This window comes from Pseudomonas syringae group sp. J248-6, assembly GCF_032586995.1.
Lineage (GTDB): Bacteria > Pseudomonadota > Gammaproteobacteria > Pseudomonadales > Pseudomonadaceae > Aquipseudomonas > Aquipseudomonas amygdali.
This window is the reverse complement of record NZ_JAWHOP010000007.1, coordinates 14,431-30,517: the sequence shown is the minus strand read 5'-3', so window position 1 is coordinate 30,517 and position 16,087 is coordinate 14,431. Positions and strand designations below refer to the sequence as shown.

Annotated in this window: 16 protein-coding genes; 5 read left to right on the top strand and 11 right to left on the bottom strand. The window is 57.9% G+C overall.

The genetic code is table 11. The features are described from left to right. Positions 1–13: 13 nt before the first annotated feature. Complete coding sequence (locus RYC17_RS11540; protein ID WP_122258150.1) at positions 14–610, bottom strand: hypothetical protein; 597 nt, start codon at positions 608–610, stop codon at positions 14–16. 348 nt (positions 611–958) lie between these two features. Here RYC17_RS11540 and RYC17_RS11535 point away from each other — a divergent pair, with 348 nt between their 5' ends. Then, positions 959–1,447, top strand: coding sequence for a hypothetical protein (locus RYC17_RS11535; RefSeq protein WP_316903143.1), 489 nt, complete (start codon positions 959–961; stop codon positions 1,445–1,447). 41 nt (positions 1,448–1,488) lie between these two features. Here the strand turns inward: RYC17_RS11535 and RYC17_RS11530 are convergent, their stop codons facing one another. After that, positions 1,489–1,911: a flagellar protein FlhE gene (locus RYC17_RS11530; RefSeq protein ID WP_316903141.1), complete on the bottom strand. Its 423-nt coding sequence runs from the start codon at positions 1,909–1,911 to the stop codon at positions 1,489–1,491. A 343-nt stretch (positions 1,912–2,254) separates the two neighbouring features. Between RYC17_RS11530 and RYC17_RS11525 the strand changes: the two genes are divergently transcribed. After that, a complete protein-coding gene (locus RYC17_RS11525) occupies positions 2,255–3,475 on the top strand; it encodes a glycosyltransferase family 1 protein (RefSeq protein ID WP_316903138.1) in 1,221 nt (406 codons plus the stop codon). On the opposite strand, the gene RYC17_RS11520 is transcribed toward RYC17_RS11525, so the two are convergent. From RYC17_RS11520 to RYC17_RS11510, 3 genes are all read right to left on the bottom strand, one after another. After that, positions 3,444–4,547, bottom strand: coding sequence for an NADH:flavin oxidoreductase (locus tag RYC17_RS11520; RefSeq protein ID WP_316903136.1), 1,104 nt, complete (start codon positions 4,545–4,547; stop codon positions 3,444–3,446). The genes RYC17_RS11525 and RYC17_RS11520 overlap by 32 nt on opposite strands. 184 nt (positions 4,548–4,731) lie before the next feature. Continuing rightward, on the bottom strand, positions 4,732–5,220 hold the full coding sequence (locus RYC17_RS11515; RefSeq protein ID WP_002552206.1) for a glutathione peroxidase: 489 nt from the start codon (positions 5,218–5,220) through the stop codon (positions 4,732–4,734). A 132-nt stretch (positions 5,221–5,352) separates the two neighbouring features. After that, entirely contained in the window at positions 5,353–5,838 is a 486-nt protein-coding gene (locus tag RYC17_RS11510; RefSeq protein ID WP_002552205.1) for a peptidylprolyl isomerase, read from the bottom strand. Positions 5,839–5,852: 14 nt separating this feature from the next. On the opposite strand from RYC17_RS11510, the gene RYC17_RS11505 reads away from it, so the two are divergent. The 3 genes from RYC17_RS11505 to RYC17_RS11495 all read left to right on the top strand — a co-directional run bounded on the left by RYC17_RS11505 (position 5,853) and on the right by RYC17_RS11495 (position 9,295). Then, a complete protein-coding gene (locus RYC17_RS11505; protein WP_005733216.1) occupies positions 5,853–6,158 on the top strand; it encodes a DUF3565 domain-containing protein in 306 nt (101 codons plus the stop codon). 77 nt (positions 6,159–6,235) lie between these two features. After that, on the top strand, positions 6,236–8,326 hold the full coding sequence (gene pta, locus RYC17_RS11500) for a phosphate acetyltransferase (protein WP_058400583.1): 2,091 nt from the start codon (positions 6,236–6,238) through the stop codon (positions 8,324–8,326). Between the two features lie 63 nt (positions 8,327–8,389). After that, positions 8,390–9,295, top strand: a complete 906-nt coding sequence (locus RYC17_RS11495) for an acyltransferase (RefSeq protein WP_316903134.1) — start codon at positions 8,390–8,392, stop codon at positions 9,293–9,295. A gap of 143 nt (positions 9,296–9,438) precedes the next feature. Here RYC17_RS11495 and RYC17_RS11490 read toward each other — a convergent pair whose 3' ends face one another. From RYC17_RS11490 to rutR, 6 genes are all read right to left on the bottom strand, one after another. Beyond that, a complete protein-coding gene (locus tag RYC17_RS11490; RefSeq protein WP_005733218.1) occupies positions 9,439–10,128 on the bottom strand; it encodes an OmpA family protein in 690 nt (229 codons plus the stop codon). A gap of 113 nt (positions 10,129–10,241) precedes the next feature. Beyond that, positions 10,242–11,168: an ABC transporter permease gene (locus RYC17_RS11485; RefSeq protein WP_316903131.1), complete on the bottom strand. Its 927-nt coding sequence runs from the start codon at positions 11,166–11,168 to the stop codon at positions 10,242–10,244. Then, positions 11,168–12,283 (bottom strand): ABC transporter permease, encoded by a 1,116-nt coding sequence (locus RYC17_RS11480; protein WP_316903129.1) that lies wholly within the window; start codon positions 12,281–12,283, stop codon positions 11,168–11,170. The genes RYC17_RS11485 and RYC17_RS11480 overlap by 1 nt, the downstream gene beginning before the upstream one ends. Beyond that, complete coding sequence (locus RYC17_RS11475; protein ID WP_316903127.1) at positions 12,276–13,784, bottom strand: ABC transporter ATP-binding protein; 1,509 nt, start codon at positions 13,782–13,784, stop codon at positions 12,276–12,278. Before RYC17_RS11475 ends, RYC17_RS11480 begins: the two co-directional genes overlap by 8 nt. After that, positions 13,781–14,872: a BMP family ABC transporter substrate-binding protein gene (locus tag RYC17_RS11470; protein WP_058408872.1), complete on the bottom strand. Its 1,092-nt coding sequence runs from the start codon at positions 14,870–14,872 to the stop codon at positions 13,781–13,783. Before RYC17_RS11470 ends, RYC17_RS11475 begins: the two co-directional genes overlap by 4 nt. A gap of 221 nt (positions 14,873–15,093) precedes the next feature. Continuing rightward, a complete protein-coding gene (gene rutR / locus RYC17_RS11465; protein ID WP_005752985.1) occupies positions 15,094–15,822 on the bottom strand; it encodes a pyrimidine utilization regulatory protein R in 729 nt (242 codons plus the stop codon). Between the last annotated feature and the right edge of the window lie 265 nt (positions 15,823–16,087).

Sequence of the window (16,087 nt, the reverse complement as noted above, 5' to 3'; positions counted from 1 at the left end):
GCGTCAGTAGTATCTACGCTGCAGCAGACGCAGAGAGGTAGGTCGGTATACTCATCAACCAGATTGCACACCCGGCAAGAATCCATAGGCCATTGGCCCATGTCAATCTTGAGTTGGTACTTGCGTCTGGATCAAGCGCCGCGGCGTTCATCTTCGACTGCACCAGCATTAAATTAAATGTTTGCGCAGTTGCCAGCAGAACCGCCCATACCAGCCAACCGCCGACCGGTTTGAATTGCACATGCCCAGCGACACCTTGCGAAAGCACCATCCCCGCAATAGTCAACGCCAACAACACCAAGCCGCTAATCGCCCAGTACGCCATCTGACCACGCCCCTGTCGCCGCAGACTTTTGTCCACAGTGCGAAATAGTGGAAAGGCGTAAATAACGGCGAAGATCACACGCGCAACGGGCCACACCTTACTGCCTGAAAATTTCTTGTTCAGCGACCAGTTTCGATAAAACCAGTAAATCGCGAAAAAGCCCGATGTCAAAAGATACAGAATGAAGAATTTCTTTAGAGACACGACATAAAATTCCGGACCTCTACTGCCCGCTTCATCTTTTTCCAGGCTGGCTTTCGGTGGCGCATACATTAAATCTGACATTTCATATCCCTTTGAAAAGAGAGCGGATGCTATCAGACGAATCAAAACCCTGCAAAAAATATAGCTATTAAAGAAGCTTCCTACAAACAAAAACCTCAAGCCTTACAACCATGACCAAACTCGTCTACCTGACAGTCGGCAAGCGGTTGCCGCTAAAGAACAAACGTTGCCAGCGTTTCAAAAAATTTCATGTAGGCCGTCTCTGTAGGCCAAAAAAATTAACACCTTGTCCAATTGGCTCAAGCGTGTAGGACCAAACTAATATATCAATATTGGCATTACGCTTGCTCTGTTGCGTATAGACAACAGGAGCCATAGAGCAATGAAAAGTAAGAGAGGACCGCTGAAATGACTTATAGCAACTCTACGCCGTTTCTGAACGTTACACCGTTGGGGGTGCGACAAAAAACAACACCACTCACCACCACATCGACACCTGGAATCTTCGCTAACGTGCTCCAAAAAACCATCCTTGAGAAAGAAGCACCTCATACAATTCTCCGAGGGGGAGAGCTCAGGCACAAGTTGATGGCACAGGCTGAAAACCACCCAAGTGAAGCAAGCTTCCTTGCCACGCAATATGCTCATAACTCACTGAATGGTGAAGCAGTGGATTTATCTGATTACCCTGTAATTCGTTACTGTGCTACTGGAAAAGTCGTAACACCCGAGTCAAGCGCTTACTTTCAGAAAATAGAGGGTTGGATGCATAAAGAGAGAAGAGCCCTTTATGAAGAGGAGCACTTGAAAGGTACGCCCGCAGCTAAAATCCTTGAGAAAATATTAAACTTTAATGACTCTCTTCCTAAAGCATTTCGAGACATGGCTAATTGGTAGCATGAGCGCCCTCCCCAGTTGAGGGGAGGGCGCCTGTGAAATTACCAATCGACAGTGATTCTTCCTTGCTGCCCTGCCACCGGGACTCTTCCTGTATCTCCAATCTTCATCGTGTAATAAAACGTGCGACTTGCCAATTGATTGCCAAAGAAAGTTGTGGAGCCCGTTCGCTGGCGGGATACGTTAAGGCACACGCTGGCCCCTTGCCATAAATAGACCTCAAGGCCTTGAGGCCAGCCTGCCACGTTCCAGTTCCAACTGACATTTTTGATCGTTGCTACCGGGGGCACATGCCTGCTTACTGGCAGCGCGGCAGTGTGCATGTAGCCTTTTGAATGAATAACCGGCAAAGCGACCGATGATTGATAGTTCCCAGCCAGTGCAAGATTTGAATAGGCTAAAAGCGCCAAAGCAATTCCTGAGGCCGAACGAATCCACTTTAACTTTTTGTCATTAAATTTCATTTTATTTTTCCAGTATAGGTATAAGCAGAAATAACTGAAAAACTCAGTCTTTCCAACTCAGAGTTCACGAACCATTAAGTTCGATAACCAGACATTACCGGGCAGACCGTCAACATCAACACCTATTGGAGCGCACTACACACCTTTGGGAAATCTTGTAAACTTTTGTAGGACGCCAATATGCTTAATCATGTTTTTTATAAAAAACACTTTACAGCTAATCTATTTACCTATTGGCTATTACGCGCAATTTCACGCCCGCTAACCTATCTCCCAGCGTCCTATCACCAATCCATCACACAACCGCCACATAACCGAAATGTAACCAGCCGAAACTGCTCCCATGAGCAAAATTCTTAACGTCACCCTGATTACTGAAACCTTCATTCCCGAGATCAACGGCGTTGCCAATACCCTGGGGCGTCTTTGTGAAGGGTTGCGGTTGCGCGGGCACCGGGTCGAGCTGGTACGGCCGCGCCAGAATGACGAGACCAACGCAAATGCCGCAGAAGACCTGTTGCTATGCCGGGGCTGGCCGATACCGGGCTATCCAGGGTTGCAATGGGGTCAGTCTTCTATGCACAAGCTGTTGCGCCGCTGGCAGCGGCGTCGACCGGATGTGTTGTACATCGCCACTGAAGGCCCGCTGGGTTTGTCAGCGCTACGGGCGGCGCGGCGCCTGGGAATAGCGGTGATCAGCGGCTTTCACACCAACTTTCCACAGTACACGCAGCAATACGGCATGGGTTTTATCACTCGGCTGCTGACCCACTACCTACGCTGGTTCCACAACCGCTCGCGCATGACGCTGGTGCCGAGCATCAGCCAGAAGGTGGAACTGGAGCGGCGCGGCTTTGAAAGGATCGAGTTGTTGTCTCGCGGCGTCGACAGCCAGTTGTTCACCCCGTCCAGGCGTTCGCAGGCTCTGCGCGAAAGCTGGGGCCTGCAAGCAGGTGATATCGGCGTCATACACGTCGGCCGCCTGGCACCCGAGAAAAACCTGGGCTTGCTCAAAGTCAGCTTCGAAACGCTCAAGGACAGTTACCCGCAACGTAATATCAAACTGATTGTTGTCGGCGAAGGGCCTCAGCGCCAGCAGCTTGAGCAGCAGATCCCGGATGCGATCTTCTGCGGCACTCAGCGCGGTGAAGTGCTGGCCATGCACTATGCCTCGGCAGATATGTTTCTGTTCCCCAGCATGACCGAAACGTTCGGCAACGTGGTCCTTGAAGCGTTGGCCTCAGGGCTGGGTGTGGTCGCTTACGACGAAGCCGCTGCCGGGCAGCATATTCGTCATGGCCACAATGGGGCCCTTGCCATGCCGGGTGACGAGACGGCGTTCATCGACGCGGCGCGTTGGTTGCTGGAAGACAGCGAAACGTTGCGCCGGGTGCGCCTCAATGCTCGTCAACACGCCAGTCGCCAGGGCTGGACGGCAATCATCGATCAGTTCGAACGACAATTGCGTGAGGCCTGCCCGGGCGAAAAACCTGTAAATGTCAAAGAGACCAGGCAGGCAGCTACCAAGAAGATCAGGCCAGTGTCGTCAGTGCCTCTCGACTGAATGGCAGGATGTCCTGCTCGCGCCCCTCACGCACTTTCAATGCCCAGTCAGGATCGACCAGCAAGGCACGTCCCACCGCCACCAGATCAAACTCATCGTTGCCCAGCCGCTTCAGTAGATTTTCCAGGCTGGCCGGTTGAGCGACCTTGTCGGTGTTGACCATGAACTGCAGAAACTCACCGTCCAGCCCGACACTGCCGACGGTAATGGTCGGTTTGCCGGTCAGCTTGCGCGTCCAGCCTGCGAGGTTCAGGTCAGAGCCTTCAAACTCGGGCTCCCAGAAACGCCGCGTAGAACAATGGAAGATATCCACCCCGGCGTCAGCCAGCGGTTGCAGGAATTCGCCCAGCGCTTCGGGCGTCTGCACCAGACGTGCGGTGTAATCCTGCTGTTTCCATTGTGAGAAACGGAAGATGATCGGGTAGTCCGCACCAACCGTGACGCGCACCGCCTTGATCAGCTCGATGGCAAATCGCGAACGGTTGGCCAGGCTGCCACCGTACTCGTCACTGCGCTGATTGCTGCCCTCCCAGAAGAACTGATCAATCAGATAACCGTGGGCCCCATGAATTTCGACACCGTCCATGCCAATCGCCTTGGCATCGACAGCGGCCTGAGCAAAAGCGGCCACAACATCGTCGATGTCCTGTTTGCTCATGCCATGCACCAGCACTTGACCGTCCTTGACCTTCTCCATCGGCCCATAGGCAGGCACGCTTCCGTCCGGCTCGGTACCAAGACGACGAACCGCACCGACGTGCCAGAGTTGCGGGACGATCTTGCCACCCTCAGCGTGCACCGCCTCAACTACCTTGCGCCAGCCCGCCAGTGGCGCATCACCAAAAAACTGCGGAACGTTCGGGTAACCGTTGGAGGCCTTGTGGTTGACCGTCGTCCCTTCGGTGACAATCAGCCCGACCCCTGCCGCCGCGCGACGCCGGTAGTACTCGATAACCTTTGAGTTGGGCACATGCCCCGGCGAGAACGAACGGGTCATGGGTGCCATCACCACCCGCGACGACAATTCCAGGCGGCCCAGACGGAAAGGCGTGAACAAGGCTTCTACCGACATGTGAAACTCCGGAAAAATGGTCGATTGCACTACGGCGACAAGCGCCGGATCAGAGGCGCAGAATATCGCCGGGCATCAGCGCTGGCCCAGTACTATTGATTTGGCTGATTTGAGTGCAAAAGCCGCCAAGGCGCAAGACAGCCGGGCGAGCACACGCTAACCCGGTGCTTCCCCGGCGAGGTGATCAGCTTTGTGCCAGGGCCTTTTCAATGGCCTGAATCACTGCAGGATCATCCGGTGCTGTACGCGGAGAGAAACGCGCGCTCACGCCACCGTTCTTGCCGACCAGAAACTTTTCGAAATTCCAGGTGATATCCCCGGGAAACTCGGCGCCTTCGCCAGCCAGCAGGCGATAAAGCGAATGCCGGTCAGGCCCGTTGACGTCGAGTTTTTCACCCAGCGTAAAGGTCACGCCGTAATTGAGCTCGCAAAATTCGGCGATCTCTTTTTCGCTGCCCGGCTCCTGCCCGGCAAACTGGTTGCACGGCAGCCCGAGAATCTCAAGGCCCTTGTCCTTGTATTGCTGATAGAGGTTTTCAAGTGCTGCGTATTGCGGTGTCAGCCCGCATTTGGACGCGACGTTGACCACCAGAACCACTTTGTTCTTGAAACCCGCCATCGGCAGTTCCTGACCACCCAGCGCTTTCAATTTGATGTCGTGAAAAGCACTCATGAGAACCCCTTTTGAAACAAGTAACCCAAAGCCACAACCTGAAAAAAGGCACCGTGACCGCACGCGTAACGAAAGTCGTCATCGCAGAACAGCCAGGGCGCCTTTTCAGTGACCTGAGCTTAGCAGCACAAATCAGTGTTGATGACCGCCTTCACCGTGAACATGGCCGTGAGCCATTTCTTCTTCACTGGCATCGCGGATAGCCACAACCTTTACGTCGAAGTTCAGGCGCTGGCCAGCGAGCGGGTGGTTGCCGTCAACAGTGACGTCGTCGCCGTCCAGATCGCGGATGGTCACGATCTGCATGCCGCCGTCCGGGCCGGATGCGTGGAACTGCATGCCGACTTCGAGTTTGTCGACACCTTCGAACATGCTGGCGCTCAGGGTGCTGACCAGTTCGGCGGAGTATTCACCATAGGCATCCTCCGGCTCGACGGCTACCTTCAGCTCGTCACCGACGTCCTTGCCTTCCAGTGCCTTTTCCAGGCCCGGGATGATGTTGCCTGCACCTTGCAGGTAAACCAGCGGCGCACCACCGGCAGAGCTGTCGATGACCTCACCAGCGTCGTTGGTCAGGGTATAGTCAATGGAGACAGCCTTATTGGCGGCGATCGGCATGGGGACAAGACCTTTTGCTTAAGATTGAAGAACGAGCAAGTTTAACCAAGCAATCGCCCGAAAGCGAACGCAACTCTGACAAACGGCCCAGAATGGAAGGTTCAACTGTTATCAACTTGCAACAGGATCAAGAAGGGCACTGGATTGCCGTGCTGTCCTGCGGCCACACTCAGCACCTGCGCCATCAGCCGCCATGGCAGTCGCGAGCCTGGGTTCTTGACCCGATAAAACGCCAACAGATGACAGGTCAGGCTTTTCGCTGCGGCTGGTGTGCTAATGCCGCAGATAACGATAGTCTTGCCGCAGAGAAATCGCGTTAGACGGTTTCCGGACTTTTTTGGTCAGCAGCTGTTCCCTATGTGCTGCGACCCTTGCACTGCTCAATCGAGAAGCCAGTATGCAGACTTTTTTTATCGCCCCCACTGACTTCGGCGTGGGGTTGACCTCTATCAGCCTGGGCCTGGTGCGCACACTGGAGCGCGCAGGCTTGAAAGTAGGTTTTTTCAAACCGATTGCCCAGCCGCACCCCGGCGATCTGGGCCCCGAACGCTCGACCGAACTGATGGCCCGCACCCACGGCCTGAAACCGCCCAAGCCTCTGGGGCTGGCGCATGTCGAGCGCATGCTCGGCGATGGTCAGCTGGATGAACTGCTCGAAGAGATCATCAATCTTTATCAGCAGGCAGCGGTCGGCAAGGACGTGCTGGTGGTCGAAGGCATGGTCCCGACCCGCAGCGCGAGCTATGCCGCGCGGGTCAATCTGCATCTGGCCAAGAGCCTGGATGCTGACGTCATTCTGGTCTCTGCCCCGGAAAACGAAGTGCTTGCCGAGCTGTCGGGCAGGGTCGAATTGCAGGCCCAGCTGTTTGGTGGCCCCAAGGACCCGAAGGTGCTGGGCGTCATACTCAACAAGGTGCGCACCGAAGAGAGCATGGAAGTCTTCGCCTCACGCCTGAAAGAGCACTCTCCACTGCTGCGCAGTGGCGATTTCCGACTGCTGGGCTGCATCCCCTATCGCGCTGAACTGAATGCGCCGCGCACTCGTGACGTGGCCGAATTGCTGGGCGCGCAGGTGCTCAACGCAGGCGATTACGATCAGCGGCGCATGTCCAGAATCATTATCTGTGCCCGAACGGTGCTCAATACCGTTCCGCTGCTCAAGCCGGGCGTGCTGGTAGTAACGCCGGGCGACCGTGACGACATCATTCTGGCGGTGAGCCTCGCGGCAATAAATGGCGTGCCGCTGGCGGGCCTGCTGCTGACCAGCGATACGGTGCCCGACCCGCGCATCATGGAACTGTGCCGAGGTGCATTCCAGGCCGGTCTGCCTGTGCTGTCGGTCAGCAGCGGTTCCTATGACACGGCAAACCGGCTCAATCAGTTGAACAAGGAAATTCCCATCGATGACCGCGAGCGCGCGGAAAACATCACCGATTTCGTGGCCAGCCATCTGGACGCAAGCTGGCTGCACCAGCGCTGCGGCACCCCCCGCGAGCTGCGCCTGTCGCCTGCCGTGTTTCGCTATCAACTGATCCAGCGAGCGCAGGCAGCCAACAAGCGTATTGTCCTGCCCGAAGGCAATGAACCGCTGACCATTCAGGCGGCGGCCATCTGCCAGGCGCGCGGTATCGCCCGCTGTGTGTTACTGGCCAGACCCGAGGAAGTGCAGGCCGTGGCTCAGGCACACGGTATCGAGCTGCCACCGGGGCTGGAGATTCTTGACCCGGAGCTGATTCGCGAGCGCTATATTGCGCCGATGGTGGAACTGCGCAAAAACAAAAGCCTGAACGCGCCCATGGCCGAGCAACAGCTCGAAGACCCGGTGGTTATCGGCACCGTAATGCTGGCGCTGGACGAGGTCGACGGACTGGTGTCAGGCGTCATTCACTCCACCGCCAACACCATCCGGCCAGCCCTACAACTGATCAAGACCGCACCAGGCTGCACGCTGGTGTCTTCAGTGTTCTTCATGCTGTTCCCCGAGCAGGTGCTGATGTACGGCGACTGCATCATGAACCCGCACCCGAGTGCCAGCGAGCTGTCCGAGATCGCCTTGCAAAGCGCCGACTCAGCCACTGCGTTTGGCATTTCGCCACGGGTAGCGATGATCAGCTATTCCAGCGGCAACTCGGCCAGCGGCGAAGAAGTCGAGAAGGTCCGCGAAGCAACGCAACTGGCACGGGAAACCCGGCGCGATCTATTGATCGACGGGCCGCTGCAGTATGATGCGGCCGCCAACGAACATGTCGCCCGACAGCTGGCTCCGGATAGCCCGGTGGCAGGACGTGCCAACGTGTTCGTGTTCCCGGACCTCAATACTGGTAATACCACTTACAAGGCGGTGCAACGCAGTGCCGACTGCGTAAGCCTTGGCCCGATGCTGCAAGGCCTGCGCAAGCCGGTGAACGACCTGCCACGTGGCGCACAGGTGGATGACATCGTCTATACCATCGCACTGACGGCGATACAGGCCGACACGCTGTCCTGATGCCTACTCATGATGCCGCAGCCCCATCTGCGGCTTCCGATAACTTGCGGAGCCATCACCTTCATGGATTTCCTGCCTGCCCCGTTACGCGGCGTCATTGCCTCGCTGTTATTGGCGCTGAACACCATCGTCTGTTGCACGGTGCTGTTCGCGGTCACGATCTTCAAGATCTGCCTGCCCTTCTCTGCGGCACAGCGCTTTACCGACTGGCTGATGAGCCACATCCATGAAACCTGGATCGGCAACAACAATGCCTGGATCAAGCTGCTGTGCCACACCCGCTGGCACCTGAGCGGTCTGGAAGGGCTGGATTACAAACACTCGTATCTGGTCACCAGCAATCACCAGAGCTGGGTCGACATCATGGTCTTGCAATACGTGCTCAACCGGCGCATTCGCCCGTTGAAATTCTTCCTCAAGCAGGAGTTGATCTGGGTCCCGATCATCGGTCTGGCGTGGTGGGCGTTGGGTTTTCCGTTCATGAAGCGTTACTCCAAGGCTTACCTTGCGAAACACCCGGAAAAGAAAGGCAAGGACCTGGAAACCACCCGGCGCACCTGCGCGAAGTTTCGTCACAACCCGGTGGGGATTTTCAACTTCGCAGAAGGCACGCGCTTCACCGCTGGCAAACACGCGCAGCAGAACTCGCCGTTCCGCCACTTGCTAAAACCCAAGGCTGGCGGCATCGCTTTCGTGCTCGATGCGATGGGCGAACAGCTGGAGTCGATCATCAACGTGACCATCCACTATCCGGGCGGGCAACCTGGCTATTGGGACCTGCTGTGCGGCAATGTCAAGGAAGTGGTTGCCCACTTCGAAGAGATCAAAATCCCGCAGCAGTTTCTCGGCAAAAATTACGACCAGGACGGCGAGTACCGCCTGGAATTCCAGCAGTGGATCAATGCGCTATGGGAAGAAAAAGACCGGCTGCTGGACCGGCTGCATGAGCAGTATCCAGCGCAGCATTGATAGTGACTTGTGGGAGCGAGCTTGCTCGCGAAGAGGCCATCAAGGCCGCCGCAAACCTCGCGTTTGAGCCATCGCCTTCGCGAGCAAGCTCGCTCCCACTTTGCCACGCATTCAACCAGTCCGAGAAGCGACGGTGGTGTTGATCAATACTGCTGACCCGGAATCGGCTTGAGGTTGACCTCTACGCGGCGGTTCTGGGCGCGGCCGTTGACGTCGGCGTTGCTGGCAATCGGTTGGTCGGGGCCCGCGCCTCGCACGGAGAGGTGCGATTGATCAACGCCCTGCGAAGTCAGGTACGTCGCAACGCTTTGTGCGCGCTGTTGCGACAGGTCCATGTTGTGCTGACGGCTGCCGGTGCTGTCGGTATAGCCGACGATTTCAATGTTGTTCTGGTTGAACTGCTTAAGCGAATTCGCCAGGTTGTTGAGCGGCGAATAGAAGCTGCTGGCGATTGCCGACGAGTCCGTCGCGAAGGTGATGTTACCCGGCATGATCAGTTTGATCTGGTCACCCTGACGCTGCACCTCGACACCAGTATTGGCCATGCTCGCGCGCAATGCTGCTTCCTGCTTGTCTGCGTAATAGCCATACCCCGCCGATGCAGCGCCCGCAACAGCAGCGCCAATCAATGCGCCCTTGCCACGATGATTGTGGTCGATGGCGGCACCAGCTACTGCACCGGCCAATGCGCCGAGTCCGCCGTACTTGGCTGTTTTGCTCATGCCACCGGAGCTTTGCGCCTGGCCTTGATTGTCATAGGGATTGGATGTTGCACAGCCCGACAGCATGGCTACGGCGGTGGCAACAATGATCAAACGACGCGAGGTAAACATTCAGGAGCTCCTGGTTTTGACGAACGCTGGTAACCGGATTAGAGCATGCCGGCTGTCAAAAATTCCTTAACCCCTGCTGAACCGCCCGTATTACGGCGCTTGACGTGTTTTGCTCAGCGTCGTTCCTCACGAATATAAGGCTCGCCCAACGCACCCGGCTGACTGCTGGATTGACGCTTGCCGCTTGCCACCCAGACCATCACCAACAACGTGACCGCATAGGGCGTCATCAAGACGAAATACTGAGGCAGGCGCACCCCCGTGGCCGCCAATTGCGGAATCAGCGCCTCGATGCCACCGAACAGCAAAGCACCGGCCAGCGCACGCCAGGGCGACCAGCGCGCGAAGATCACCAGCGAAACCGCAATCCAGCCGCGTCCGCCTGTCATGTCCGCGATCCACATCTTGGTACTGAGTACGGCAATGAAGCCGCCCGCCAGCCCCATCAATGCAGAACCGGCGACAATTGCCGCCAGGCGGTAACCCAACACAGAAATGCCTGCGGCATCGGCGGCCTGCGGGTTCTCGCCAACTGCCCGCAAACGCAGCCCGGTTCGGGTGCGGTCAAGCAGCCAGACCACCGCAATGAAAATCACCACGGTCAAATACACCAGCGGGTTCTGGACAAACACACGGCCCACCACCGGTAGCTCGGACAACGGCCACAGTTCCACCGCTTGCAAGCCGCTGACCGGACGATTGGTCCAGCCAAGCAGCGTGCCCAGCAGCCCGGTCAAGCCCTGACAGAAGAACACCAGCGCCAGCCCGGCAATCACCTGATTGATCCGCAGCACCAGTACCATCAGCGCAAACAGCAACGAAACCAGACCTGCCGCCACCATCGACGTCAGCAACGAAAGGCCAGGCGAGCCCAGGCTCAATTGCATGCCGATGCCCGCCAATGCGCCGACCAGCATCAGCCCCTCGACACCCAGCGCCAATACGCCACTGCGCTCGATGAGGATCAGGCCCAGCGCGGCCAGGGCGAACGGCACGGCAAAATCCGGTGCGCTGCCCAGCCAGTGGGAAATAAGCTCCATCAACGTTCTCCTGCCTGAATGCGCCGCAGGCGATGGCGGATGAAAAAGTTCGACGACGCGACGCAGATCACCAGGATTGCCTGGATCAGTTGCACCATCGAAAACGGAATCTGATAGAACACCTGCAGGTTGCGCCCGGCCACGAACAGCATGGCGATCAGCAGCGCGACCACGGTGGCGGCCACCGGGTTATTGCGGGCCAGAAAGGCGATGAGAATCCCGGAAAACCCGTAGCCCTGATAGAACGACTGGGTAAGGCGCCCTTCCTGCCCGGACGTCACAACGAAACCTGCGAGCCCCGCCAGTGCACCTGAAAGCAGCACAGTGCCAATGATCATCTTGCGCACCGGCACTCCCACAGCCCCGGCGACCTTCGGGTTGGCATCGACGAAGCGCAGGTACAGCCCGGCCCGCGAGACGCCGACAAACCACAGGGTCAGGCCGGTGACCAATAGCGCCAAGGGGATCGCCGCGTTATACCCCGCAAACAGATCAGGCAAACGCTCAAAGCTCTGAAACGCAGGCGAGTAGGGAAAGTTGTCTCGCGGGTCTTTCCAACTGCCGTAAACCAGATGCAGGAGGAAATTGGCGGCAATGTAATTGAGCATCAGGGTCGAGATGATCTCGTTGACCTGCCACTTGAGCTTCAACAGCACCGGCACCAGGCTCCACAGCAACCCGCAGATCACAGCCGCCGCCATCATCAGCGGCAGGCGCAGAACTTCCGGCCCCACCTGGAACAGCGAAATCGCGGTGGCACCAATCGCTCCCCAGATCATCTGGCCTTCCAGCCCCAGGTTCCAGAAGCGCGCGCGAAACGCCATGCACCCGGCCAGGCCGACCATAATCATCGGCGATGCCTGAAACAGCACAGCCTTGAAGTTCTGGGCATCGAACACCGTCTGAACGACGAATTCGTTGAGTAACTCGTCAGCAGGCACCCCGGCAAGAATCAGGATAGTGGTACAGATCGCCAGGCCGACCAGCAACGCCACGGCTATGATCAGCGCCTGCAAGGGCCAGCCGGTCTGCTGACGAAGTTCCAGCGTGTAGCGGCGCGACAGCAACGGTTGGCGTGCCGGAGCAGTCTGTTGCAATGCAGTTGTGTCACTCATGGCTCACCATCGCTTTGCCGATGGCCTGACGATCAGCGGGGTAATCGAACTCGGCGACGATACGCCCGCCGTTCATTACGCCAATACGGTCAGCCAGGCTCAATACTTCGTCCAGGTCTTCGCTGATCACCAGCACCGCAGCGCCTGTGTCGCGTGCTGCGCGCAGGCGGGCATGCACCGCCTGTGTGGCACGCACGTCCAGGCCCCGGCTCGGGCTATGCACCAGCACCAATTGCGGGTCGCGGCTGAATTCACGGGCGATCACCAGTTTCTGTGCGTTGCCGCCCGACAGCAGTGCAGCTTTCTGATCGAGAGAGCGCACGCCCTGCACATCGAAGTCCGCCACCGCGCGTTGCGCGTCCTGTTTCAGGCGCTTGTAGCCCAGACGCCAGAAAGAACCGTATTGCCCGCTATGGATGTTGCCGATGCCGAAGTTTTCGGCCACCGACAGCGACCCGGCCAGCGCCGCGCCGTAGCGGTCCGCCGGGATGGAAGCGATGCGCAGTTGCCGACGCTGATCAGCTGACGCACTGCGCAGGTCGCCGAAAGAGGTCATGTGGATATCACCCTCAGTGGCCTGCGGCAGCCCCATCAATGCGTTGGCCAGTTCGGCCTGACCATTGCCGCCAACGCCTGCAATACCGTAGATCTGCCCGGCGTGCAGGGTCATGTTCACGCCGTTGAGTGCGCCGCCGACGCTGCGCAAATCGCGTACCTGTAAACGCACCTCACCTGGCGTTGCGCAATGATGCTCTGCGACCGGCACCGATTCGCCCACGGTCAGTTGCACCAGTTGCTCGACACTCACCTTCTGCGGATCAACAGTCTGCACGGTGCGCCCGCCGCGCATCACGGTCACCCGGTCGGCATAGCGTTTGACGTCGGCCATCTTGTGCGTCACCAGAATCACCGCAGCGCCCTGCCGCGCAAAGGCCTGAACGGTCAGCAGCAAACGTTCGGCCTCCTGATCGGTCAGGACCGCGGTCGGCTCATCAAGAATCAGAATGCGCGCACCGGCCAGCAGCACCTTGAGAATCTCGACGCGCTGCTGCTCGGCAACCGACAGGCTGTCGACGGTCCGGGTCGGGTCAATCGCAAACCCCAGTTCGTCCGCCTTGCTGACAATCTCTTGCTCCAGCGCACGCAGACGCTTTCGATAGCTGCCTTCGCCCGGTTGCTCGGGCAGTGCCAACAGAATGTTCTGCGCCACTGTAAAGGGCTTCACCAGCTTGAAGTGCTGGTGAACCATGCCAATCCGGTAACGGCTGGCGTCCCTGGGCCCCTGAAGCTGAACCGGATTGTCGTCCAGCAGCAGCGTGCCGGTTTCCGGTGCGTACAGCCCCGCTGCAATGTTCATCAGCGATGACTTGCCTGCACCGTTCTCGCCCAGCAACGCATGCACTTCGCCCCAACAGGCGGTGAAATCGGCATCGATCAGCGCCTTGAAGCCATCGAACGATTTACTGATGCCGGTGAGTTGCAGCGCGTTGACCTGACTCATTGCTGAGTCTTCACGCCTTCGACAAACCAGTCCATTTTCCACAGATCCGGGTCAGACAATTGCTGACCGGCCGCAACCCGCTCCTTGCCGTCACGGTCCGCCAGCGGTCCGCTGTAGATGATTTTCCTGCCTGCCAGCAGTTCGTCACGCTCGGCCATGATCTTCTTGCGATTGTCTTCCGAAATGATCGGGTCTTTGCTCAGCATGATATCGGTGCCGCCCTGCTGCATCGACAGCAGTGCACCGTTGGCGGGCGGGGTCCAGTTGCCCGCGATGACCTTTTTGAGCTCTGGCCCCAGGAAGCGGTCCCAGACCCACAACGAGGAACAGACGGTTGCCTTGGGGGCAAACTCGCTCAGATCCCGATGGTGGCCGGTGCCATGAATGCCGCGCTCCTGAGCGACGATCTGCGGTGTCGGGCTGTCGACGTGCTGGCCGACCACATCGACGCCGTTGTCGATCAATGCCATGGTTGCCGCGCGCTCCTTGACCGGGTCATTCCAGGCGCCGGTATAAACCACAGTGACGGTGGCTTTCGGATTGATCTGCCGGGCACCCAGTTCGTAGGCGTTGATGGTCCAGTTGACCTGGCCGAACGGGTTGGCGGCGACGAAGCCCAGCTTGCCGGTTTTCGACGCAGCACCAGCGGCCATGCCGCACAGGTACTGGCTCTCGTAGGTACGGCCATAAAACGATTCGAGGTTCGCCGCGTTGGTGGTGCCCGAGCCGTTCAGGAACGCGACATCAGGGTATTTTTTGGCCAGCGCAAGGAAGGTGTCTGAGTAACCGAATGCAGTACCGACGATGATATTGGCACCGCGCGCGATGAGCCGGTCGACAACTGGGGTAATGGCAGCGGCGTTCTCGGGCACGCTTTCAACGAACTGGATTTTTGTGTCCAGATCCTTCTCAAGCTTCACGCGCGCCTCATCGAATGCCTGAGTCCAGCCGCCGTCATTGCGCGGGCTGATGTAGACCATGGCGATTTTCGCAGGTCCCTTCAGGGTCAAGCCCTCGGCCTGAGCGAAGCCGGCGGCCCCGAACGCTACAGCCGCACACAATGTCCCGGGCAACAGTTTCTTGTACATAGACGTTTTCCTGAGGGTAATGGCCGATGAGGGCAGCACGTGGCCGACTCTCAGGCCGTAGCAGCATCCATGCCACTACCGGAAAAACGCTATGGAACAACGGCCTGACTCGATTTCAGCGCGCAGAACAGATCAAATGGTCTGAATCAGAGCACTTGGTTTGTGCATGACCTGCATTCACTGCGCGTCCAGGGTGCGCGTGTCGGGGCCCGCGCAATTTTTCAGGCAGTACGCGGCAGGATGCCGTCCAGGATCATGCTGCGCAGGCTCGCCAGCACTTCTTCGAAAAACACCGGGTCGTCCAGCGTCTTGCCGGTCACGGCCTCGACCTGAGTGCGGAAATCGGCGTAATGCTGAGTGGTCGCCCACAGGGTGAAAATCAGATGGTGCGGGTTGATCGGGGCCAACTGGCCGCTGTCGATCCAGTGCTGAATGACTGCCACCTTGGCCTGCACCGTGTCGCGCAACGGGTGCTGCAACTCGCCCTGAATCAGTGGCGCGCCCTGCATCACTTCCATACAGAACAGCCGTGATTCGGCCGGGTGATCACGGGACATTTCCAGTTTGGCCTTGATGTAGGCGCCGATAGCCTGCACCGGCTCCTTGTCGGCAGTGAAATGCACCAGCGGGCTCAGCCAGACTTCAAGCAACTGACGCAGTACGTTGAGGTACAGATCATCCTTGCTGCTGAAGTAATACAGCAGGTTGGTCTTGGAAACATCCGCCAGGCTCGCGACCTGATCCAGGCTGCTGCCGTGCACGCCATAGCGGGAAAATATCTCCAGCGCCGCATCGAGAATCAGCGTGCGCTTGCCTTCCATCAGGCGCATGCGCCGCTTCAGTGAAGTAGCGCTGGGCTCGCGAGTGGTCTTGACCACGGTTTCGGGCTTGACCTTGCGTCCGCGCTTGCTCGCGGGCTCCGTCACAGGAGGTTTCTTGTTCACGCACATCCATCCAGTGATGCCGAAATGAGCGGGCATCTTAACGGGCGCAGCTGTTTTGTCGATATGGGTTACCCACCCGGTCGGCTCTGCCCCATCTGCGTGCGCCCTGCACAAACCAAGTGCTCTGATTCAGACCAAATGGTCTGCAAAAAATGAGTTTTATTTGTAAGCAATTGAATAAAAACAATAAAAAATTATGGCCCGCTTAATGCAGTGGCGAATTAAGAGATGAATCAAGTGCTCTGGCACGCATCGACCAACGCAGAGAGGC